The sequence below is a fragment of the Cognatundibacterium jejuense genome (assembly GCF_014284255.1).
GTDB classification, from domain to species: Bacteria; Pseudomonadota; Gammaproteobacteria; order Burkholderiales; family Burkholderiaceae_D; genus Undibacterium; species Undibacterium jejuense.
Window position 1 is genome coordinate 81781 of record NZ_JACOFV010000005.1, and the last position, 22020, is coordinate 103800.

The following is a 22020-nucleotide window of genomic DNA, read 5'->3' on the forward strand; positions in this document are numbered from 1 at the left end:
GCAAGGGCGGATTGGTTGACAGTTTTTTTAAGAAATTTTTCTTTGGGTTTATTTGGGTCTTGATTCGTTATTTTTGCGCCTCTACTTCTTGCCATTCGCCTGGCATCAACGGGTGGCTTTCTAGTGAGAAACCGCCAATGCCTGTGCGTATCAGGCGCAAAGTAGGTAATCCTACCGCAGCTGTCATGCGCCGGACCTGACGATTTTTTCCTTCAGACAAGATTATGCACAGCCAACTGGTAGGAATGTTGGCACGTTGACGTATCGGTGGATCGCGATCCCAGAGCCAATCTGGCATCTGAATATGTTTAGCTATGCAGGCTTGTGTAGTGAAATCCCCTAAATCCAGCGGCTCTGATAGCTTTTTGAGTATGGCCGGCGTAGGCGTGCCTTCCACTTGCACCAAATAGGTTTTTGCTTGTTTATGATCAGGATGGCTGATGCGGTTTTGCAGCTTACCGTCATCGGTCAGCAAAATTAATCCCTCGCTATCCGCATCAAGGCGACCAGCTGGGTATATATTGGGAATATCAAGGTAATCCGCTAAAGTCTCCCTGCTAGGATGGGCGGAAAATTGACACATGACGTTAAAGGGCTTGTTGAGTAAAATCAGTTTCATGGCAATATGGTAACCGCAATTTGGTAAACTGATGGCATCTAGTAAAATTCTAGTGCATAATACGAAATGAAGGTCTTGTGTCTTATATAAGAGTTAATACGGCTTAATTACTAAGAATTAATTGCGAAATTAATTGCGAAATGCAAAAGGCAGAGGCATAACCGGGCTGCACAGTGTTAATATCGCCATCGCTGTCTGCATTAGCACGCAAGGCATATTTGAGAATAGCGCAATTTGCTTATTCATCCAACTACGGAGAAAACGATGTATCAACATATTCAAGTTCCTGCTGAAGGTAAAAAAATTACCGTCAATGCTGATTTCTCGCTGAATGTTCCTGACAATCCTATCATCCCATTTATTGAGGGTGACGGTACTGGCGTGGATATCAGCCCTGTCATGATCAAAGTAGTGGATGCTGCGGTTGCCAAAGCTTACGCTGGCAAACGTAAAATCAGCTGGATGGAAATCTATGCTGGTGAAAAATCAACAAAAGTATACGGCCCAGACGTCTGGTTGCCAGAAGAAACACTGAAAGTCTTGAAAGACTACGTTGTTTCTATCAAAGGTCCTTTGACAACACCAGTCGGCGGCGGTATCCGCTCCCTGAACGTTGCTTTGCGTCAAGAGTTGGATCTTTATGTTTGCTTGCGTCCAGTTCGTTATTTCAAAGGCGTGCCATCTCCAGTGCGTGAGCCAGAAAAAACTGACATGGTTATCTTCCGTGAAAATTCTGAAGATATCTACGCAGGTATCGAATTCGCAGAAGGTTCCGATCAAGTTAAAAAACTGATCAAGTTCCTGCAAGACGAAATGGGCGTGAAGAAAATCCGCTTCCCAGAATCTTCTGGTATCGGCGTAAAGCCGGTATCCCGCGAAGGTACAGAGCGCCTGGTACGTAAAGCAATTCAGTACGCAATCGACAATGACAAGCCATCCGTGACGATCGTTCACAAAGGCAACATCATGAAGTACACCGAAGGTGGCTTCCGTGACTGGGCATACGCATTGGCACAAAAAGAATTCGGCGCAGAATTGATCGACGGCGGCCCATGGTGCAAATTCAAGAATCCAAAAACAGGTAAAGATATCGTTGTTAAGGATTCCATCGCTGATGCGTTCTTGCAGCAAATCTTGTTGCGTCCAGCAGAGTACAGTGTTATTGCTACATTGAACCTGAATGGCGATTACATTTCTGATGCATTGGCTGCTCAAGTTGGTGGTATCGGTATTGCTCCAGGTGCTAACTTGTCTGACTCTATCGCGATGTTCGAAGCAACGCACGGTACAGCGCCAAAATACGCAGGTAAAGATTATGTGAACCCAGGTTCTCTGATCTTGTCCGCAGAAATGATGTTGCGTCACATGGGCTGGACTGAAGCTGCTGATTTGTTGATCTCCTCAACAGAAAAGGCGATTACAGCGAAGAAAGTGACTTACGATTTTGCGCGTTTGATGGAAGGTGCTACACAAGTATCCTGCTCAGGCTTCGGCGACGTAATGATTGAACATATGTAATAGCGCTTAGTAGAAATGGATGCTTTCATTTCTCTTGCATAAAAAACCGGCGTAAGCCGGTTTTTTTTTATTTGTTCCGCAGGTTCTACTGAGAATTCGTACGCGTTGACCTGGAGAGGTTAAAGCGGATGGCGTTGGTTGTAATGAACTTCTCGTAAAACTCTGCAACTTGTTATTGATGCAAAACAATAGCGACTTTGCTTATGAGTTGGCCTAAGTTGACCTACATGGCGGAACAAATAAAAAAACCCCGCCGAAGCGGGGTTCTTAAAAATACCACAACCCAAATATTAAGGGTTTTGAATGTTAGAAGCTTGCTTGCCTTTAGGGCCTTGCGTGACTTCGAACGACACTTTTTGACCTTCTTTCAGAGTCTTGAAGCCGTTCATTTGGATTGCGGAAAAGTGGGCGAACAAATCCTCACCACCGTCGTCCGGAGTGATAAAGCCAAAGCCTTTGGAATCATTGAACCACTTGACGGTACCTGTTGCCATAATGCATCTTTCAAATAGAAACTAATCACACGAGCCGTAAAAGCAAGAAAACTAGCGACATGCTGGCTTTCCCTTAACTTGCCCCCTTCTTATTGACGAATAAATACTATTCATGTCAATAAATATCATTCTTGGCGGAAAAAAAACTAAAGTCAAGAAACTTTTTATGGGCACTGTTGTATTGTTGTATTTTTAACTTAATTTCTTAATTTTGTCTCAAATCTAACACTCCAAAATAGTTTTGCTCTACTTTGTGCAAAAAGCTTGATCTATCGAAAATGATCACCATCTGTGAAAAGTCTTGAAAGAGGGTAACATTTGATCAGCGATGAAATAAGGTGCTTTTATTCGCTTATTATTTGCCTCTGGATTGAATCAACGTACTAGAATAGACGTATGGGAACTAAGCATGAAAACGGTACGATATTGGAGCGGCAGGCGCAAAAGCTTAAGCCACCATCGATGTACCAGGTAATTTTATTAAACGATGACTATACTCCTATGGAGTTTGTCGTCGCGATTGTCCAGGAATACTTTAACAAAGACCGTGAGACTGCAATGCAGATCATGCTTAAAGTTCACCGGGACGGTAAAGGTGTATGTGGCGTATATTCTAAAGATATTGCACTGACTAAAGTTGAACTCGTTTTGACACACGCTCGTAAGGCAGGACATCCCCTGCAATGTGTGATGGAGGAAGTATGATTGCGCAAGAATTAGAAGTCAGTTTGCACATGGCCTTTGTTGAGGCCAGACAAGCTCGTTATGAATTCATCACTGTTGAGCATTTGTTGCTCGCATTGCTTGATAATCCCTCGGCAGCAGAGGTGATGCGGGCTTGCGCGGTCAATATTGATGATTTGCGCAAAACACTTGGTAATTTTATTACCGATAACACCCCTACGGTTTCTGGTACTAACGAGGTGGATACCCAGCCTACGCTTGGCTTCCAGCGGGTTATCCAGCGTGCGATTATGCACGTACAGTCTTCTTCTAATGGTAAGAAGGAAGTCACTGGCGCCAATGTTCTCGTGGCGATCTTTGGAGAAAAAGATTCGCATGCTGTGTATTACCTGCACCAACAAGGCGTAACGCGCCTTGACGTGGTCAACTTCATTTCGCATGGTGTGCGTAAAGACAATCTGAATGAGCCACAAAAGTCGCCTGAGGGTGGTGAAGAGGGTCATGCTGACGTGCAATCCAAAGAAAGTCCACTCGACCAATTTACCCAAAATCTGAACAAGCAAGCGGCAGAGGGTAAGATCGATCCGTTGATTGGTCGCGACAGTGAAGTGGAGCGCGTGATTCAAATTTTATGCCGTCGCCGTAAAAATAATCCGTTGTTAGTTGGTGAAGCGGGTGTTGGTAAAACCGCGATTGCGGAAGGTCTGGCGTTGCGTATTACCGAAGGTGACGTGCCAGAAATTTTGCAAACCGCCGTCGTATATTCACTCGATATGGGAGCGTTGCTGGCTGGTACCAAATATCGCGGTGATTTTGAGTTGCGCCTCAAAGGTGTACTCAAGCAATTGAAAGATACGCCTAACGGTATTTTATTCATCGATGAAATCCACACCATTATCGGTGCTGGTTCAGCTTCTGGCGGGACACTGGATGCGTCAAATCTGTTGAAACCGGCTTTGTCCAGCGGACAATTGAAATGCATCGGTGCGACCACTTACACCGAATACCGTGGTGTGTTTGAAAAAGATCATGCTCTGTCACGTCGTTTCCAGAAAATAGATGTGAATGAGCCAACGGTAGAACAAACCGTGCAAATTTTGCGCGGCTTGAAGTCTAAGTTTGAAGAGCATCACAATGTGAAGTATTCCGCGTCTGCCTTGACGACCGCTGCAGAGTTGTCGGCGCGCTTTATCAATGATCGTCATTTGCCAGATAAAGCGATTGATGTGATTGATGAAGCGGGTGCTGCACAGCGTATTTTGCCAAAGTCCAAGCAAAAGAAAACAATTGGTAAGGCCGATATCGAAGACATCATCTCCAAGATTGCACGTATTCCGCCACAGACTGTTAATCAGGATGATCGCAGCAAGTTGCAGACGATTGATCGCGACCTCAAAAATGTGGTCTTTGGACAGGAGCCTGCGATTGATGCTTTGGCGTCTGCCATCAAGATGGCGCGTGCTGGTTTGGGTAAAACGGATAAGCCGATTGGTTCCTTCTTGTTCTCTGGTCCGACTGGCGTTGGTAAAACGGAAGTCGCTAAACAGCTCGCCTTTACCTTGGGTATCGAGTTGATTCGCTTCGATATGTCCGAATACATGGAACGCCATGCGGTGAGCCGTTTGATCGGTGCGCCTCCTGGTTATGTTGGCTTTGATCAAGGTGGTTTGCTGACCGAAGCGATTACCAAGAAGCCGCATGCAGTCTTGTTGCTCGACGAAATTGAAAAAGCCCATCCAGATGTATTTAACATCTTGTTGCAGGTGATGGATCACGGCACATTGACCGATAACAATGGTCGTAAATCTGACTTCCGCAATGTGATCATCATCATGACCACGAATGCGGGTGCAGAAAGCTTGCAGAAACGATCAATCGGCTTCAACGACAGTAAGGAAGCCGGCGACGAAATGGCGGATATTAAGCGTATGTTCACGCCTGAATTCCGCAATCGTCTGGATGCCATTATCAGTTTCCGCCCATTGGACGAAGAAATTATCTTACGTGTGGTCGACAAGTTCCTGATGCAACTGGAAGAACAGTTGCATGAGAAGAAAGTTGAAGCTACCTTTACCGATAATTTGCGTAAATTCCTGGCGAAAAAAGGTTTTGATCCATTGATGGGCGCGCGTCCTATGGCACGCCTGATTCAGGACATGATCCGTAAGGCGCTGGCTGATGAACTGTTGTTTGGTAAGCTGGTTTCTGGTGGTCGCGTGATCGTTGATCTGGACGAGAAGGATCTAATTAAGTTAGAGTTCTCTGAAGGTGATGCTGCCCCTCCTGAGGCGTCTCAAGAAATTGTCGAAGTGGAGTAAGTTCATTTCAAGAGAGAGTAGCTGTCTGAGTATTTCGTCGTTAAAACAAAACGTTTTCGTGCTGCGGAGGAAAAATGGCTAGTCTGATACTACCGTTGTATGTACTGGAATACACGCCTAAGACCATAGACTCGGTGCTTTCGCCTGCTGCTCTGGAGGGGAAAGAGGTAGAGGTTGATGTGTACGATAGAAGGGATGTGACAAAAAAACACATCGGTATCGGACGCAGAATCAAAGGTGAAAGTGATGTGTTCCGGGTTCGGGTCGCGATTGAGGCCGGACAGCACGAAGATGAATGGAGTTACACCATCTTACGAGAATCTGCTGGTCGTAGTCGTAAGGCTAGAAAATGAGCGTAATATAAAAAATCCCCGTAGTTTCTACAGGGATTTTTTTCATCTTTTATGTAGTGACTGACCTCGTCTTTATCAGGTCGTCACTGCGGCGGATGGTTTGTTTGCCATTGCCACCGTGTCATCCACGCTGATGCCAGAAGAATACGCGGGCATTAAACCAATAGCGACGCCTTGATCGAGGATGTCCTGTACTTGATCTTTGAGTCTGGCAAAAAATAATTGGCGATGTTGACTTGCAATGAGATTCGATAGATCTGCTAAGGCTTGAAGACTGGAGCTATCGAGGTCATACGACTCTTCAAGACTGACGATGAAGCTGTGGACGCTGTTGTCTGCCGCTGCGATGCCATGCCGTATTTCTGTCGTGATACGTTCAGCGTTAGCAAAGAACATCGGTGTTTCAGGACGGAAAATGATAACCCCTGGCACTGACTTCGCCTCCGGATGATTTTGCATGCTGACAAAGTCATGGCTGCTCCCCAAGCGTCCAAGCACTGTCACGTTGGCGTTGGCGATCCGGCGTAGCATTAGCGCAATACTGATTGCGATGGCGGTCAACAAACCATCCAGCACGCCGAGTACGATCACGCCAGCAATCGCCACGAACACCACAATCACATCCCTACGCCAGACCATATATGGTTTAAAGGCGTACAAACTTAAAGAGTGTGAGACTGCATGAATAACGATGGCTGCCAATACCGGTTCGGGAATAAGCTCTATTAAGGGGAGCAGGGTCCAAACCATCACCAAGACCGTTAAAGCTGCGCACAAGCCCGCTAGTTTTGATTGTGCCCCCGCCGCTTCATTGGCAGAGGTTGCGGAATAGCCAGCCCCAACAGGCATGCCGTGAAAGAGCCCGGAAACGATATTACTGATGCCGAATGCAAACAGATCGCGATTAGCAGAAGTCTGGTCGCCATGCTTTAGAGCATAGGTGCGAATTGAACTATACGATTCGGCATACAAAATCATGACCATCGCTAGTGCTAACTCACCCAGTCTGGCCCATTCATGATGCGCCAGTGGCGGAAGGCCGGGTGTGGGTAATTGCAATTGCATACTGCCAACCAAGTGGATGCCATATTGTTCGAGATGCAGAAATTTTCCAGCTGCAATACCGCAGGCGATCGTTATCAGTCCACCCGGTATTTTTGGAAAACGTGCCAAGCTAAATAGCATCACCAGCGCGACAAGTCCTACCAGGATGCCATTAACATTCCAAATGACAAATTGTGAACCGATATCAGCGACGTAATACAGAAAGTTAGTTTCCGTAGAATGCACGTCGACGATTTTAGAAAATTGTTTGATGGTAATCGTTAGCGCCAGCGCAAACGCAAAACCGCGTAAAACGGGTTTGGCGACAAATTCTGAAACACTGCCTATCTTTGCAAGGCTGGCCAGAACAAAGAAGATCCCGCTTAGTATGATCAGACCAAATGCCAGTGCCATGCGATGTTGTGGATCGCCATTAGCCATCGATGCGGTGGCAGCTGCCATCACGGCAGCAGAAGAGGAGGTCGCTGATACAATGGCAAAACGACTGCTACCTAGCAACCCGTAGCAGAGCAAACCCGCAAATAGTGCGAGTACGCCAGCCTGTGGCGGTAAGTTGCCGATACTGGAATAGGCTACCGCTTCGGGTAACAATAAGCCCGCAATGGAAAGGCCTGCAATTATGTCCTGGGTGCTGAATTTCGGCATTTGTAGCCGGAGTCCGGACCATCTGAATTCCATGCTTTTACCTTTTTGGCAGTGCATCAAACAAATGAAGTGGGCGTTTCAGTATCTTACTTTCAGCCCATCATCAGTGTGTTAGTGCTCAAATTTTTTTATACTCCCCATGAGTACTTTTTAAGTGTCTATATCATTCTTTGGGAAGACGTAAAGATTTTAAAAAAATAAGGGGAGTATCTCTAAAAGCGAGAGATTAATGTTTACCAGTGCTACCAAAACCACCTTCACCGCGTTCGCTGTCACCGAACTCTTCAACGATATTGAAACCGACTTGCAATACCGGAACGATGATTAACTGCGCCAGACGTTCCATCGGGTTTAAGACAAAATCGTTTTGACCACGGTTCCAGGTCGATACCATCAATTGTCCTTGGTAGTCAGAATCGATCAGACCAACCAGATTGCCTAACACGATACCGTGTTTATGACCCATGCCGCTGCGTGGCAAGATCATTGCTGCATAAGCTGGATCGCCAATGTGGATGGCTAAACCGGTTGGAATTAAAACGGTTTCACCTGGTTTGATGGTGATTGCTTCGTCGATACAAGCGCGCAAATCAAGACCCGCACTTCCAGGTGTGCCATAGGCTGGCAATTGGTCTTGCATACGTGGATCAAGGATTTTGAGGTCGATTTTTTTCATATTTATTCAGACTGTGCTTTGGGAATAGATGTGGCATTGCAATTAGCGATGCCAAGGAGTATTAGTTTTTTAAACGGATCGCTAGCTCAGACACCAATTTTGTCGCCAGCGTTTGTTTGTCTGCGCGTCCCAATTCAGCATGACCGTGGGCGTCGAATAACACCAGTTCATTGTCATCTTTGCCAAAAGTGTGGTGGCCGATATTGCCCACCAATAATGGAATGTTTTTCTTGATGCGTTTGGCAGCACCGTACTGCAATAAATTTTCTGATTCAGCGGCAAAGCCAACGCAATACGGTGCATTTGGTAGTGCCGCGACCAGCGCCAGAATATCTGGATTTTGCGCAAATTCTAATTGCGGTGTGTCGCTGTCACTGGTCTTTTTAATTTTTTGATCGCTGGCATTCGCGACGCGCCAGTCAGCCACCGCAGCAACAGCGATGAAGACATCCTGCACTTGTGCTTTTAAAGCGCTCATTACGGCATCATGCATTTGCTGGGCCGTTTGCACGTTCACACGTTGCACGCCATACGGTTGCGCGAGAGCGGTTGGTCCGGATATCAAGGTAACTTTGGCACCTGCTTCCCATGCCGCTTGTGCAATCGCATAGCCCATTTTGCCAGACGATAAATTGGTGATGCCTCGTACCGGATCGATAGGTTCAAAGGTGGGGCCTGCGGTAATTAGCACGTGCTTACCTGCCAAAGACTTGGACTGAAACGAAGCAATGATCTCAGTGAGTAGTTGCTCCGGCTCTAACATGCGTCCCATACCGGTTTCGCCACAAGCCTGATCGCCTGAGCCGGGGCCCATCACTCGTATTCCATCTGCTTTGATTTGGGCTACGTTGCGTTGGGTGGCGGGGTTTTGCCACATTTCTACATTCATCGCTGGCGCGATCAGCAAAGGTACATGGGCTGGACGCGCAACACATAAAGTAGAGAGCAAGTCATCACATGCGCCATGCGCAAGTTTGAACATGAAGTCGGTACTGCACGGTGCGATCACAATCGCATCGGCATCACGCGTCAGATCGATGTGCGGCATGTTGTTGTGGATCCGCGCATCCCATTGATCGGTGTAGACCGTATTACCGGACAAGGCCTGCATGGTGACAGTCGTAATAAATTGCGTTGCCGCATTTGTCATCACTACTTGCACTGACGCACCGGCTTTGCCTAACGCGCGGGTCAGTTCGGCGACCTTATAGCAGGCGACGCCACCAGTGAGACCGAGAACGATTTTTTTTCCAGCCAGACGCAGATTCATGATGCCGACCCCTTATTTTTTTACGCGGCGCAATTCATCTAGAATAAATAATCCGGCACCCAACACAATAGCGCTGTCAGCCAGATTAAAGGCCGGGAAGTGATAGATGTCCTGATAATGGAAATCCAGAAAATCAATCACATGACCATACATCAAACGGTCAATCACATTACCCAAAGCACCGCCCATAATCAATGTTAATGCCCAGCAAAACAACTTCTGGCTGCTATGGCGGCTCAACAAAAAGATGATGTATGCTGAAGCAATCAAACCGAGGGCCGTGAAGACATAACGCTGCCAACCAGATTCCGCCGCCAGAAAACTAAATGCCGCGCCTTTGTTATATACCAACACTAGATTAAAAAACGAAGTGACGCTCATGGACTCAGCATAGGCGAATAATTTGGTGATGGTGATTTTGCTGACCTGATCGAGCAGAATCACTATCGCAGCCAAGCCTAACCAAGGTATCAATGAAGAGCCGGACGATCCGGAAGAGCGTGAAGAGTTAGAGCCTGCTGAAAAATTAGAACGTTTTTTAGTTGCCATGAGTTTTAATTAAAAAGAGGTGAATCGCTAAATGTGCTTTTGCGTGTACTTGCACTTGTGCTATTTGCTTTGATCGTATCATTAATAGAAAAGACCGGGCTGGAGTCCGGTCTTTTCTCAGATGACAATTTGGGGCTTACCAGATAAATCTAAAACAATCAGGCAAAGCGACGTGTTTCGCCTGCACCAAACAAATTGCTTACACAACGACCACATAAACCGGTGTGTTCTGCGTGGCTACCGACATCCGCACGATAATGCCAGCAACGCTCGCATTTTTCGTACTTAGACGGCGTAACAACGACCGTTTCTGCTGCCTCATCGGCGACTTGTTCAACGTTTGCCGCCGATGTAATCAAAGCGAATTTCAGATCATCGGCAAAGCTGTTCAATACCTCAAACTTCGCACCACTGGCTTTGATTACAACCTCGGCTTGCAGGGATGAACCAATGCCACCAGCAACGCGTACTTCTTCCAATTGTTTGGTCACGTCGTTACGGACGGCGCGCAAGGCCGCGAATTTTTCCAGCAATGCTATGCTTGCTTCAATCTCAGGCATAGGCAATGTATAGTAAGTTTGCGTGAAGATGGTTTCATCGCTGGCGCTGTATTCCTCGGCAGTGGCAAAGAATTGCCATGCTTCTTCGGCAGTGAATGACAATATTGGTGCCATCAGACGCAACAAAGCTTGGGTGATATGCCAGATTGCCGTTTGTGCAGAGCGTCGCGCAGTTGATGTGGTACCGCTGGTATACAAACGATCTTTCAGAATATCGAGGTAAAAGCCACCCAGATCTTCGGAGCAATACGATTGCAGCTTGCTGACCACAGGATGGAACTCAAACTGTTGGTAGTGAGCAAGTACTTGGGTTTGCAATACGGCCATGTTCGCAATCGCATAGCGATCAATTTCCAGCATGTCCGCAATCGCTACCGCATCTTTGTTGATATCGAAGTCAGAGGTGTTCGCTAACAAGAAACGCAAAGTATTACGGATACGACGATACGATTCCGTAACGCGCTTTAAAATTTCATCAGAGATCGACAATTCGCCGGAGTAATCCGTAGACGCAACCCACAAGCGCAGGATGTCAGCGCCCAATGTGTCAGAAATCTTTTGTGGCGCGACGACATTGCCCTTGGATTTGGACATCTTTTTGCCTTCTCCATCGACCACAAAACCGTGTGTCAGCAACGCTTTGTAAGGCGCATGACCGTCTAACATCGATGCGGTCAGCAATGACGAATGGAACCAGCCGCGATGTTGGTCAGAACCTTCCAGATACAGATCGGCCGGGTAAGCAGATTGCGCTTTATGTGAGCCGCGCAGAACGGTTTTGTGCGTCACACCAGAATCAAACCAGACGTCCAACGTATCGCGGTTTTTGACATACATCGGCGCTTCATCGCCTAATAAATCGGCGGCTTCGATTTTATGCCAGGCTTCTATGCCTTCGACTTCGATACGTTTAGCGATGATTTCCAGCAATTCTGGTGTGCGTGGATGTAATTGGCCGGTTTCTTTATGTAAGAAGAAGGCCATCGGTACACCCCATTGACGCTGACGCGACAAAGTCCAGTCAGGACGATTCGCGATCATGCCGTGCAAGCGCGCTTTACCCCAGCTTGGGAAGAAGGCAGTTTCATCAATCGCTTTGAGCGCAGTTTCACGCAAGCTGGTTGCCCCATCGTTAGGGATGTTGTCCATACTCGCGAACCATTGTGATGTCGCGCGATAGATGATCGGTGTTTTATGACGCCAGCAGTGCATGTAGCTGTGGTCAAACATTTTCAATGAGAATAAGGCACCCGCTTCGCGTAATTTATCGCAAATTGGCTTGGATGCTTCCCAGATTGTCATGCCGGCGAAGAAAGGCAGTGTAGACGCAAACTTACCATCACCCATTACTGGCGCGATGATGTCATCGTCTTTCATACCATGCGCTTTGCATGATTGGAAATCTTCTATACCGTAGGCTGGTGCCGAGTGAACGACGCCGGTACCGCTGTCGAGCGTCACGTAGTCGCCCATGTAGACCGGAGAAAAACGATCGTAGCCCGCATCCAATGCTGCAAAAGGATGTTTGAATTTGATTTCAGATAAAGCCGCGCCGAGGCAGGTCGCAATGACTTTGCCTTCGAGTTCATATTTCGTCAGGCTGCTTTCAACCAGATCTTGCGCCATGATCAACAACAAAGGCGCGCCATCACGCGTGGTTTCTACCAGCGCATAGGTGATTTCGGGATGCATGTTCAACGCCTGGTTTGACGGGATGGTCCACGGTGTCGTGGTCCAGATCACGCAGAAACCCTTGTCATGCGGCAGTTTGTCTAATTTGAACGCTACTGCCAGCTTGTCGTGTTCAGCAAATGGAAAACCCACGTCGATCGATGGATCACGTTTGTTTTCGTATTCCACTTCCGCTTCCGCCAAGGCGGAGCCGCAGTCAAAACACCAATTGACTGGTTTTAAACCGCGATACACATAACCTTTTTCCAGCAATTGACCGAGTGCGCGTAATTCATCCGCTTCATTGCTGAAGTTCATGGTTTTATATGGATTGTCCCATTCACCCAATACACCCAGACGGATGAAGTCAGCTTTTTGACGGAGGATCTGTTCTTCGGCATACGCACGTGCTTTGGACTGCACTTCATTGACTGGCAGATTTTTACCGAACAGTTTTTCGATCTGGATCTCGATCGGCATACCGTGGCAATCCCAGCCTGGTACGTACGGTGCGTCAAAGCCAGCCATGCTGCGTGCTTTGATGATCATGTCTTTTAAAATCTTGTTCACTGCGTGGCCGATGTGGATATCACCATTGGCGTACGGTGGGCCGTCGTGCAGAATAAATTTTGGACGGCCAGCACTGGCTTTGCGAATACGTTGGTAGATATTTTTTTCTTGCCATTCTTTGACCCATTTTGGCTCACGTTTAGCCAGATCGCCACGCATAGGGAAAGGTGTTTCGGTCATATTGACCGGGTATTTGTTCGCAGCTTTGGCTGTTTTATTTTCAGACATGATGAATTTTCTTTAAAAAATAGAGGGAGAAGAAACCGCAGTGTGTTTCTTCAAATTCGGTCGGTGGCGTTGCTGGCCGGAATGCGGGCGGTCGCCGCGAAATAAGCACGCGCTTGTGCGGCATCGTTATCGATCGCTGCTGTTAAGGTCGCCAGATCGCTGTATTTTTCTTCATCGCGCAATTTCTGTAAGAACTCGATTTGCACGACTTTGCCATAGACATTGCCTTGATAGTCAAAGACATGGGTTTCCAGCAACACGCGTCCGCTATCATCGACGGTAGGGCGTACGCCCAGACTGGCGACTGCTGGCAGAGGCTGGTCAGACAATCCATGTACTTGCACGATGAAAATACCCGTCAACGCAGGGCGATGATGTGCAATGCGCAAATTGAGCGTAGGAAAACCTATTGTGCGTCCCAGCTTTTGGCCATGAACCACATGCCCGGAAATCCGGTAAGGGTGGCCAAGTAAGTCATTCGCTTCGCTAAAATCACCAGCAGCCAATGCAGCACGCACGGCAGACGAAGAAATTCTGACGCCTTTGTTTTGTACCGCAGGCAAGGTAACTACTTCAAAGCCGTATTGTTTCCCAGCTTCTTCCAGGGTTTTGATATTGCCAGCACGTTTGGCGCCAAAGCAAAAATCCTCGCCTACCATCAGCCATTTCACATGCAAGCCATCGACCAACACTTGTTGGATGAATTCTTGCGGTGTCAAAGAAGCGAAATGCGCGTTGAAATGCTCGACGATCACCCGATCAACACCGGCTTTTCTTAAAGATGACAAATTATCACGCAGATTGGCGATGCGGGTTGGTGCTAATGCGAGGTTACCAGCCAGTTTTGCAAAAAAAGCACGTGGATGCGGCTCGAAGGTCATCACCGCCGATTCCAACCCCAGACGGTCCGCTGCAGCGCGTAAATGGGCGAGCAAAGTCTGGTGCCCCAGATGTACACCGTCAAAATTGCCTATCGCCAGTGCACAGGGGGCACGGGAGGCTGCATTGGGGAGTCCGCGAAATACCTTCATTGTTTCCAGAAAACTGCTGCAAAGCGGTAGATTATAAATGCTTTCGCTCTGAATAGCCCCGTTTGGGCTGCAATTCGGCTTTAAAAACCGCATTCTCATCCTTGGTGTGCGCATATCCGTGTGGATGTCGCCGCAAATGAGACTGTGATCGATGGGTTTAGATCGATGGGTTTATGAAGGCCTCATTCGCCTTTGCCCTGATTTTTAGCAACGAAAAAGCGATATTAAGTGTTGAATTTACAAAAGAATGTCGAAAATTTAGCAGTAATATCAACCATCAGTGATGGTGAGACCAGGTGACGCTATCAGAACTCAGAAACGACTCTACCGCGTCTTTATTGCCGGTGGCATGTTTCATCACTTCGCCACAGGTGCAAATGCCTTGGTAGGGTTGAATATGTGTGCAGGCGGACACTTTTTGCAAAAACACCTGGACGGATTTACTGCATTTTTTGCATTTAAAGGTCAGGATACGGGATGGTTTGTTCATGGTAAATCAATTCAAAATAAAAATAGCTGGCGCAAAAATGATCGACTGCGCCAGTAAGTAAAGCTCAATAAGGTTCAATAAGGTTCAATAAGGCTCAATTTTAAAGCATTACTTCAGTTTTAGACGCCAGAGTGAAGTCACTTCTTTGACCCGCGCTGCATGCAAGGGGTCTGTCGCATCGGTCGATTTTGGATGCTGCGGTCTGATGTCCAGCTTGCCAATCACCGTCAGGCCACCTGCATCAATCCAGCTGAAAAACTCTTCTGCAGTACGTAAGCCTAAATGTTGTGCAAAGTCCGACATGATCAGCCAGGCTTCGCCATGTGGTTCCATATGGTCAGCAACGCCAGCTAAAAAGCTTTTCAACATATGACTTTCGGGGTCATACACCGCATATTCTATCGGTGAGTTGGGACGTGCAGGCACCCAGGGCGGGTTACATACGACCAATGGAGCTCGACCTGCTGGAAATAAGTCAGCTTCCTGCAAAGTAACTTGTTCGCTATAGCCGAGATTGTCTAAATTCTCTTTGGCGCAGGAAAGCGCGCGCAGGTCTTGATCGGTAGCAATAATTTTTTTGACACCACGCTTCGCCAGTACGGCTGACAAAACACCAGTACCAACGCCGATATCAAAAGCAAGCTCAGTCGAAGGCAAGGGTGCTTTTGCGAGCAAATCAATGTATTCACCACGTACCGGTGAAAACACGCCGTAATAAGGATGAATTTTTGCGTCCAGTGCTTTAATCGTCACGCCATTTTTACGCCACTCATGCGCACCAATCAAACCCAACAACTCACGTAAAGATGCAACGAACGCATCTTTGGGCTCGCCATACACTTCAGCGCACGCGAGTTTGACGTCCGGTGCACGGCGTAAAGAAATGCTGTAATCGGCTTCAAAAGGTATCAGCACCATCGCCAGTACGCGGGCGCGCTGTGATTGTGCTTGCCGGTGCAAGTGAAAGGCCTCGCTGGCGCTAGTCGGTACTTTGGCTTTCTTGTTAGCAGGTTTTTTTTCAATACGGCGTGCCAGCGATTGCAATAATTGCTTACCGTTATGAAAATCACCACGCCATAACAATGCCGTACCCTCACACGCCAATTTGTAAGCGGTTTCCGTGTTCATCCTGTCATCCGCGATCTGCACGCGTTTTGGCGGCGGTGCGCCATTTTCAGCATGCCAGCGGCATGAGCGGGCTTCGTCGTTTTCTATCCAGTGCAATTGCGGGGAGGGGGAATTCATGATTTTCTTATGGTAGTCGCCGGATTTGCGTGGCGAGTTGGGTGATGTTCTTAATTAAGCACGGAGTGTAACAAAGAAATCGCCGGAATTTGAGCGATAAGGCAGGACTTTGACAAAAATCTGCCCGTATTACCGAATAATAAATTGTTTATACCTAAAGGGATTTTGCTCTTTTTGAGCATATGTTAGGCTCCCACTCGACATCTATTCGTACTCTGTTCCTACGAATTTTTTAATCAGGCATCCCACAATTTCTGGACAACCATGCAAAAACATTTCCATCGTGCAGCCATTGCTGCTTTGATTTCTTCTTCATTGATTACTTCTGTGAGTTTTGCTCAAAGCACCGCGAAACCAGATGCGTCAGTGTTAACGTCAGCGTCAACTACAAAAGAAGCAAAAGCTTTTGTGGCAATAAAGCAAGAATTTTTGAATGCACTGTGGAAGCAAGATCCTGACATGGCAATGGCAGCGGGTAAGTATACCGATGCAGCTCGTCTGGTTATCCCCGATCAGGCAGGTCGCGATCAATATCTGGCATTTGCTGATCTTTGGTTAAGCCGCCTGGATAAAGTGGATGTGAAGTCATTGCCCGTCAATGAACAAACCGATTTGGTACTGATGCGTAACTACCTCGAAGGGACTCGTTGGTACCTTACCCAGTTCCGCGAGTTCGAGTGGAATCCTACTCAGCACAATATTGCCGGTGGTTTTGATGCCATTCTGAATACCGATTTTGCGCCTAAATCTAAGCGCGTCAAAATTGCTATACAGCGTCTACAAGCTGTTCCTGCGTATTATGCAGCAGCGAAAGCGACTATCCATGCGCCAACGATGGAGCACACACAGCTCGCGATACGTCAAAGTGCTGGCGCGATTTCTCTGTTATCGGAATTAGAGAAGGCTGCCGCGAAAGAGAAATTGACGGCACATGAGAAACAAGCTTTGAGTTCTGGTTTAAAAAACGCACGTGATGCCGTGAATGATTACGTCGCATTTTTAACAGATACCGCAAAAAATCTGACACCAGAAACCGCGCGCTCTTTCCGTATCGGCAAAGACTTATATGAAGGCAAATTCAAAGCCGATATACGCTCGTCATTGACCGCAGAACAAACTTATCAACGCGCACTGGCCGCAAAAGATGAAGCCCACCGCAATATGGAGAAGCTGGCCGATCAGCTGTGGACTAAAACCATGGGAGATCAGCCTAAGCCAGAAGATCGTGCTAAAAAAATTGCGATGGTGATTGCGAAATTATCGGAACAACATATCAAAGGTGAAGACCTATTTCCGGCGATCCGCCAGCAATTGCCGGTGTTGGAAAAATGGATCAAAGATCACGATCTGTTAGCGCTCGATAGCAAGAAGCCATTGATCGTTCGTGAAACACCAGAATACGAACGCGGCGTCACCATTGCCTCAATCGAAGCACCGGGCATTTTCCGTCCGCACGACAACACCTATTTTAATGTGACGCCATTTGATGGGCAGTCAGGGGAAAAAATAGAAAGTACGTTGCGTGAATATAATCACTGGGTATTGCAGATTTTATGTATCCATGAAGCGATTCCAGGTCACTACACGCAATTACAACACGCCAATCAATCACCTTCTGTGATCAAAACCTTGTTTGGTAATGGTGCCATGATCGAAGGCTGGGCGGTCTATAGTGAACGCATGATGCTGGAATCTGGCTATGGTGAAAATTCACCAGAAATGTGGCTGATGTATTACAAATGGAACTTGCGTACCGTCTGCAATACCATCCTCGATTACAGCGTGCATGTGTTGGGGATGAGCGAAGCCGAAGCCAAAGATTTGTTAATTAATCAGGCTTTCCAGACGCAGGCCGAGGCTGATGGCAAATGGCAGCGTGTGCAATATTCATCGGTGCAATTGGCGAGTTATTTCAGCGGATTCAGTGAAATCCTTGATTTGCGTGAGCAGCTGAAAAGACAGCAGGGCGAGAAGTTCAAGCTGAAGCAATTCCATGAGCAGTTCTTGAGCTATGGTAGTGCTCCGGTGGGGATGATTAAAAATATGATGTTGAGTGGGGAAGCGAAGTAATTATTTAAACAAGCAAAGCGACATATTGCCAGCTGTTGAATCTTTCTCCCGCTTGCGGCAGAGGGGATTATTCGACTCTTGTTTGGTAGATACTGCTATCCAAGTCAGTGCTGATGTCCTTTTTGTTTCCTCATTTTTGCGTCGTTTTTAATAGGTAATGCGATCACTCTTCGTGGCGCCAAGCCGGGGGTGGCCCGGCAGCCACTTACTTTTCTTTGCTTCGCCAAAGCAAAGTAAGCAAAAGAAAGGCGACGCTGAGACTTTGCCCTGCGGGTGCCGTCACTGCGTGTCGGCACAATTTGTGCATCACAAAAAATGGGAAAGCGTCGAAACTCGCTACGCTCAGACAGCGACGCTTTCTTTTCCATTTTCTGTGAAGCACAAATTGCTTTGTCTAAAGCGGTGACGGGCAAAAGCGATATTGCAACGATCACGATCGATTCGTAAGACGCGCAACCCGACGAATCAATACGCCGTGCGAGCCGCGCACGTTGCCCCGTTCTACAACTTCAAAAACCTCACCCCTTATCCGCTTTCCCTGCCGCATTGGCAAAGCGACTTAGTAATTTATCTATCATCCAAGGCTGGCGATTGTCGTCTTCTGCTTGCTCCTTACGCCGAATCGCATTACGCACGACGTGGGCGCCGATATAGCGTAGGGGTTCAGGGGGAAAGTGGCCGAGCGGCCCTTTAACCAATGGGCTACGGGTCCAGGCGTTGTCTTGTTCCAGCAGGAGTGAAGACAAAATCTGCCCGCCCATATAGCTGGGGCCTACACCATTACCTGAATAGCCAAAACCGTAAAAAATATTCTCGGCACCATGGAGTTTGCCAAAAAATGGAAATCCAGTCGCGGAGCGGTCGGAGGGGCCATTCCAGCTTGCCGCCACGGGCACATCTTGTAATGCCGGGAAGAAGCGATGCAGGCTCTGCGTCAATTGATCTTGGTAGGCAGAAGGGCGATCAAATGCAGGGGCAATTTGATTGCGCCATGCAAAGGTATTGCCACCTTTGCCGAGCATCAAACGTCCGTCGCTCGTATTGCGGTAGTAGTAGACAAAGGTTCTGGAGTCCAACACTGAAATACCATTCGTCAGGCCAATTTGCGTTAACAGCTCAGGACATTTCTCGGTAATGATCATGTCGCTCGACACCACCGCGATACTGCGCTCAAATTGCGGGAAAAAACTCGCCATCCAGGCGTTCATTGCCAGCACCATTTTTCCGGCTTGCATGACACCAGCAGGTGTCTGGATAGTCACCGTAGAACCCGGTGTGAAGGATATCATCGGTGTGCGCTCAAAAATGGCAATGCCCATATTGAGCGCCACTTTGCGTAACCCACGAACCAGTTTGCCAGGGTCCACCGTGGCGGCGTAAGGCGAAAAAACACCTTGTATATTCAATGTCGAACCGCTGCGTTTGGCGACTTCTTCTGGCGGTAAATGGCGATATGAATCTAGTCCAACGCTATTCAACGCCTGCATCACCGCATCCATGCTACCTGCTTGCGCAGCATTGGTCGCGGTATAGAGCGTACCGTCCATGCGAAAATCTGCATTGATGCCTTGGTCACGGCAGAAATCGGCAATGTGTTGGACTGCATCTTCCGATGTTTTCACCAGGCGTACAGCTTCTGCTTCACCAAATAAGCGAAGCAATGTAAAAAATTTCGCTGACCATGTGAGCACGCAGCCGCCATTGCGGCCGCTGGCGCCTGCGCCACATAAGTCTTGCTCCAGGACGCTAATGCTGAGAGCGGGATTTTGTTGCTTGGTTTGAATGGCTGTCCACAAACCAGTAAAGCCGCCGCCGATGATGCAAATGTCGCTAGTATGCTTTCCTTGTAAGGCGGGAGCGAGTTCTCCGTCTTGCATTAAGGCTTGTTCTATCCAGAATGGTCGCATGAGATTTATTCTTCTCTTTATTTCTTTAGTTCTTTAGTTCTTTAATTTAGGCCGTTTGTCGATGTGCGTCAGATTGACGATGAATCAGTTCAGCATTTTTCATGTGCGTGGCGAAGTAGATAAAATCCGGAGTTTGCTTTGTCGCAGACTTTGCGGCATCGTCCCAGCGGCGAAGTGCGATTGCATCTGCTGCAAATGCTCGGTTGATAAACTCATCCGCTTGTTCTGGATTGAAAACGCCGCCTTGCAAAGCCAGGCTGCGCTTAGAGTCTGCAGATAAACTGTCGTAATAGGCAGGTTCGACGGCGCATAAATAACGCTTGGCGTCGACGTGTAATTTAATTGGTTCCAGAACCGCGTCACCAAACAAAAAGCCCATGTAGGGCAAACAACGGTATTGGTGTACATCGTCCTTGCCAAAGCTGGTGGGCGTAGGGCCGATATCGTGCAATAAATGCCCAATGTCGTGTAATAAGGCAGCAACGATTAATTCATCGCTGGCGCCAGCTTCTTCTGCTAGCGCCGCAGATTGCAATGCGTGCTGTAATTGCGTGACGGGTTCGCCGTCATATTGTTCGTCACCGCGACGCTCAAATAGTGCGATGATGTCGGTAATGTTGACGTTGGATGCCTGCGTCATTTTCCATCCCACGGCAAAGAGTAAGTTTTGGTATTACAGAAGCTTTTCATCGCTTCTAAAACACCTTCTTTGTAACCAAGGCCGGAATCCTTGATGCCACCAAACGGCGTCAATTCAAGGCGATAACCTGGTACTTCGCGCACGTTGACGGTGCCCACTTCCAGCTCAGCGACAAAGCGGGTGATGTAGTCGAGTCGGTTGGTGCAAACAGCGGATGACAAACCGTATGGCGTCGAGTTAGAAATGCGGATTGCATCGTCAATATCTCTGCAACGGATCACAGGCGATACGGGGCCAAACGTTTCTTCTGCCACTAAAGTGCAATCGTAAGGTACATGATCTAAGACGGTTGGTGAGTACAATGCGCCTTCGCGGATGTTGCCAACAATGAGTTGTGCTCCACACTTAATCGCATCATTTACCTTTTGTTCAAAACTGATCGCTGCAGCTTCATCAATCACCGTACCCATGTCTGTGTTGCCATTCATCGGGTTGCCGTATTTGATCGCCTTCGTTTTTTCAGTAAGCAAGCGGACAAACTCATCAGCAACCGCTTCATGCACGATCATGCGCTTGACTGCAGTGCAGCGTTGGCCAGAATTTTTATAAGAGCCCGATACCGCCAGTGTTGTCGCTTCTTCCAGATCTGCATCTTCCATCACGATCAATGGGTCATTGCCACCTAATTCCAATACCTGACGTTTGTAGACGGCTTTGCCAGCGATGTATTTACCGATTTGTACACCACCGGTAAAGGTCACCAGATCCATATCGGCATTGATCAACATCTCATCGGCGATTTCACGCGGGTCGCCAGTGATGACAGAAAACATCTCTGGCGGCAAACCTGCTTCATACAAGATATCAGCAAGTAAGAGCGCAGAAAATGGTGTCTTTTCGGAAGGTTTTAACACCATGCGATTATTGGTCGCAATTGATGGAGCGACCTTATGCGCAACTTGATTCAATGGATGGTTGAATGGTGTAATTGCAGATATCGCGCCCAGTAAGGGCTCACGCAAAGTAAATACCTTACGTTGTTTTCCATGTGGCGTCAGATCACAGGAAAACACCTGGCCATCATCGACCAGCGCCTGGTTTGCGGCAAACAAGAACACATCGCAGGCGCGTCCTACTTCATACATCGTATCTTTTTTGCAGAGACCGGATTCAGCCGTGATCAAATCGGAAATGATATCGGCATGTTCACGTAACAACTGGCTAGCACGTAGCAAAATTTGATTGCGTTGATAACGTGTTAATGTGGATTTGTAGGTCTTTGCCTGATGAAATACGCTGCGTACATCTTCTACCGTCGCTTTGGCGATGGTTCCTAATAAGGCATTGGTGTAAGGGTTGTAAACCTCGATACGTCTGTCGTTATCGACCAGTTTGCCAGCAACGCGCATAGGCTGAT

At 47.7% G+C, this 22020-nt stretch carries 19 protein-coding genes; 5 read left to right on the top strand and 14 right to left on the bottom strand.

Features of this window, described 5'->3' with window-relative positions; translation table 11 throughout:
- Positions 1 to 67: 67 nt before the first annotated feature.
- Positions 68 to 619 carry a pseudouridine synthase gene (locus tag H8K32_RS07010; protein WP_186911772.1) on the bottom strand — a complete coding sequence of 184 codons (552 nt, stop codon included), beginning with the start codon at positions 617 to 619 and terminating at the stop codon, positions 68 to 70.
- Between the two features lie 264 nt (positions 620 to 883).
- Between H8K32_RS07010 and icd the strand changes: the two genes are divergently transcribed.
- The gene (gene icd / locus H8K32_RS07015) at positions 884 to 2137 is read left to right on the top strand and encodes an NADP-dependent isocitrate dehydrogenase (RefSeq protein ID WP_186911773.1); all 1254 of its coding nucleotides are present in this window, start codon (positions 884 to 886) and stop codon (positions 2135 to 2137) included.
- Between the two features lie 290 nt (positions 2138 to 2427).
- Here icd and H8K32_RS07020 read toward each other — a convergent pair whose 3' ends face one another.
- Positions 2428 to 2631 (bottom strand): cold-shock protein, encoded by a 204-nt coding sequence (locus tag H8K32_RS07020; RefSeq protein WP_110257373.1) that lies wholly within the window; start codon positions 2629 to 2631, stop codon positions 2428 to 2430.
- Positions 2632 to 3027: 396 nt separating this feature from the next.
- Here H8K32_RS07020 and clpS point away from each other — a divergent pair, with 396 nt between their 5' ends.
- The 3 genes from clpS to H8K32_RS07035 all read left to right on the top strand — a co-directional run bounded on the left by clpS (position 3028) and on the right by H8K32_RS07035 (position 5986).
- Positions 3028 to 3336 carry an ATP-dependent Clp protease adapter ClpS gene (clpS, locus tag H8K32_RS07025; protein WP_186911774.1) on the top strand — a complete coding sequence of 103 codons (309 nt, stop codon included), beginning with the start codon at positions 3028 to 3030 and terminating at the stop codon, positions 3334 to 3336.
- The gene (gene clpA / locus H8K32_RS07030) at positions 3333 to 5633 is read left to right on the top strand and encodes an ATP-dependent Clp protease ATP-binding subunit ClpA (protein WP_186911775.1); all 2301 of its coding nucleotides are present in this window, start codon (positions 3333 to 3335) and stop codon (positions 5631 to 5633) included. Before clpS ends, clpA begins: the two co-directional genes overlap by 4 nt.
- 74 nt (positions 5634 to 5707) lie before the next feature.
- A complete protein-coding gene (locus H8K32_RS07035) occupies positions 5708 to 5986 on the top strand; it encodes a hypothetical protein (RefSeq protein WP_186911776.1) in 279 nt (92 codons plus the stop codon).
- Positions 5987 to 6061: 75 nt separating this feature from the next.
- Here H8K32_RS07035 and H8K32_RS07040 read toward each other — a convergent pair whose 3' ends face one another.
- The 8 genes from H8K32_RS07040 to H8K32_RS07075 all read right to left on the bottom strand — a co-directional run bounded on the left by H8K32_RS07040 (position 6062) and on the right by H8K32_RS07075 (position 15986).
- Positions 6062 to 7729: a SulP family inorganic anion transporter gene (locus H8K32_RS07040; RefSeq protein WP_186911777.1), complete on the bottom strand. Its 1668-nt coding sequence runs from the start codon at positions 7727 to 7729 to the stop codon at positions 6062 to 6064.
- Positions 7730 to 7922: 193 nt separating this feature from the next.
- On the bottom strand, positions 7923 to 8372 hold the full coding sequence (dut, locus tag H8K32_RS07045; protein ID WP_186911778.1) for a dUTP diphosphatase: 450 nt from the start codon (positions 8370 to 8372) through the stop codon (positions 7923 to 7925).
- A 61-nt stretch (positions 8373 to 8433) separates the two neighbouring features.
- The gene (gene coaBC / locus H8K32_RS07050; protein ID WP_186911910.1) at positions 8434 to 9636 is read right to left on the bottom strand and encodes a bifunctional phosphopantothenoylcysteine decarboxylase/phosphopantothenate--cysteine ligase CoaBC; all 1203 of its coding nucleotides are present in this window, start codon (positions 9634 to 9636) and stop codon (positions 8434 to 8436) included.
- Positions 9637 to 9654: 18 nt separating this feature from the next.
- A complete protein-coding gene (gene lspA, locus H8K32_RS07055) occupies positions 9655 to 10191 on the bottom strand; it encodes a signal peptidase II (protein ID WP_186911779.1) in 537 nt (178 codons plus the stop codon).
- A 158-nt stretch (positions 10192 to 10349) separates the two neighbouring features.
- Positions 10350 to 13220: an isoleucine--tRNA ligase gene (ileS, locus tag H8K32_RS07060; RefSeq protein WP_186911780.1), complete on the bottom strand. Its 2871-nt coding sequence runs from the start codon at positions 13218 to 13220 to the stop codon at positions 10350 to 10352.
- A 50-nt stretch (positions 13221 to 13270) separates the two neighbouring features.
- A complete protein-coding gene (locus H8K32_RS07065; RefSeq protein WP_186911781.1) occupies positions 13271 to 14251 on the bottom strand; it encodes a bifunctional riboflavin kinase/FAD synthetase in 981 nt (326 codons plus the stop codon).
- 277 nt (positions 14252 to 14528) lie between these two features.
- On the bottom strand, positions 14529 to 14741 hold the full coding sequence (locus H8K32_RS07070) for a hypothetical protein (RefSeq protein WP_186911782.1): 213 nt from the start codon (positions 14739 to 14741) through the stop codon (positions 14529 to 14531).
- A gap of 108 nt (positions 14742 to 14849) precedes the next feature.
- Positions 14850 to 15986 carry a methyltransferase gene (locus tag H8K32_RS07075; RefSeq protein ID WP_186911783.1) on the bottom strand — a complete coding sequence of 379 codons (1137 nt, stop codon included), beginning with the start codon at positions 15984 to 15986 and terminating at the stop codon, positions 14850 to 14852.
- A 264-nt stretch (positions 15987 to 16250) separates the two neighbouring features.
- On the opposite strand from H8K32_RS07075, the gene H8K32_RS07080 reads away from it, so the two are divergent.
- On the top strand, positions 16251 to 18056 hold the full coding sequence (locus tag H8K32_RS07080) for a DUF885 domain-containing protein (RefSeq protein ID WP_186911784.1): 1806 nt from the start codon (positions 16251 to 16253) through the stop codon (positions 18054 to 18056).
- Positions 18057 to 18160: 104 nt separating this feature from the next.
- Here the strand turns inward: H8K32_RS07080 and H8K32_RS07085 are convergent, their stop codons facing one another.
- The 4 genes from H8K32_RS07085 to phnY all read right to left on the bottom strand — a co-directional run bounded on the left by H8K32_RS07085 (position 18161) and on the right by phnY (position 22012).
- The gene (locus H8K32_RS07085; RefSeq protein WP_186911785.1) at positions 18161 to 18490 is read right to left on the bottom strand and encodes a hypothetical protein; all 330 of its coding nucleotides are present in this window, start codon (positions 18488 to 18490) and stop codon (positions 18161 to 18163) included.
- A gap of 84 nt (positions 18491 to 18574) precedes the next feature.
- Positions 18575 to 19963 (bottom strand): FAD-dependent oxidoreductase, encoded by a 1389-nt coding sequence (locus H8K32_RS07090; RefSeq protein WP_186911786.1) that lies wholly within the window; start codon positions 19961 to 19963, stop codon positions 18575 to 18577.
- 46 nt (positions 19964 to 20009) lie between these two features.
- Entirely contained in the window at positions 20010 to 20603 is a 594-nt protein-coding gene (locus H8K32_RS07095; protein ID WP_186911787.1) for a phosphonate degradation HD-domain oxygenase, read from the bottom strand.
- On the bottom strand, positions 20600 to 22012 hold the full coding sequence (phnY, locus tag H8K32_RS07100) for a phosphonoacetaldehyde dehydrogenase (RefSeq protein WP_246447193.1): 1413 nt from the start codon (positions 22010 to 22012) through the stop codon (positions 20600 to 20602). Before phnY ends, H8K32_RS07095 begins: the two co-directional genes overlap by 4 nt.
- Between the last annotated feature and the right edge of the window lie 8 nt (positions 22013 to 22020).

Bases quoted from the DNA above. Each gene is read 5' to 3' on its own strand.
- H8K32_RS07010 (WP_186911772.1), bottom strand. From the start codon at position 619: ATGAAACTGATTTTACTCAACAAGCCCTTTAACGTCATGTGTCAATTT.
- icd (WP_186911773.1), top strand. From the start codon at position 884: ATGTATCAACATATTCAAGTTCCTGCTGAAGGTAAAAAAATTACCGTC.
- H8K32_RS07020 (WP_110257373.1), bottom strand. From the start codon at position 2,631: ATGGCAACAGGTACCGTCAAGTGGTTCAATGATTCCAAAGGCTTTGGC.
- clpS (WP_186911774.1), top strand. From the start codon at position 3,028: ATGGGAACTAAGCATGAAAACGGTACGATATTGGAGCGGCAGGCGCAA.
- clpA (WP_186911775.1), top strand. From the start codon at position 3,333: ATGATTGCGCAAGAATTAGAAGTCAGTTTGCACATGGCCTTTGTTGAG.
- H8K32_RS07035 (WP_186911776.1), top strand. From the start codon at position 5,708: ATGGCTAGTCTGATACTACCGTTGTATGTACTGGAATACACGCCTAAG.
- H8K32_RS07040 (WP_186911777.1), bottom strand. From the start codon at position 7,729: ATGGAATTCAGATGGTCCGGACTCCGGCTACAAATGCCGAAATTCAGC.
- dut (WP_186911778.1), bottom strand. From the start codon at position 8,372: ATGAAAAAAATCGACCTCAAAATCCTTGATCCACGTATGCAAGACCAA.
- lspA (WP_186911779.1), bottom strand. From the start codon at position 10,191: ATGGCAACTAAAAAACGTTCTAATTTTTCAGCAGGCTCTAACTCTTCA.
- ileS (WP_186911780.1), bottom strand. From the start codon at position 13,220: ATGTCTGAAAATAAAACAGCCAAAGCTGCGAACAAATACCCGGTCAAT.
- H8K32_RS07065 (WP_186911781.1), bottom strand. From the start codon at position 14,251: ATGAAGGTATTTCGCGGACTCCCCAATGCAGCCTCCCGTGCCCCCTGT.
- H8K32_RS07070 (WP_186911782.1), bottom strand. From the start codon at position 14,741: ATGAACAAACCATCCCGTATCCTGACCTTTAAATGCAAAAAATGCAGT.
- H8K32_RS07075 (WP_186911783.1), bottom strand. From the start codon at position 15,986: ATGAATTCCCCCTCCCCGCAATTGCACTGGATAGAAAACGACGAAGCC.
- H8K32_RS07080 (WP_186911784.1), top strand. From the start codon at position 16,251: ATGCAAAAACATTTCCATCGTGCAGCCATTGCTGCTTTGATTTCTTCT.
- H8K32_RS07090 (WP_186911786.1), bottom strand. From the start codon at position 19,963: ATGCGACCATTCTGGATAGAACAAGCCTTAATGCAAGACGGAGAACTC.
- H8K32_RS07095 (WP_186911787.1), bottom strand. From the start codon at position 20,603: ATGACGCAGGCATCCAACGTCAACATTACCGACATCATCGCACTATTT.
- phnY (WP_246447193.1), bottom strand. From the start codon at position 22,012: ATGCGCGTTGCTGGCAAACTGGTCGATAACGACAGACGTATCGAGGTT.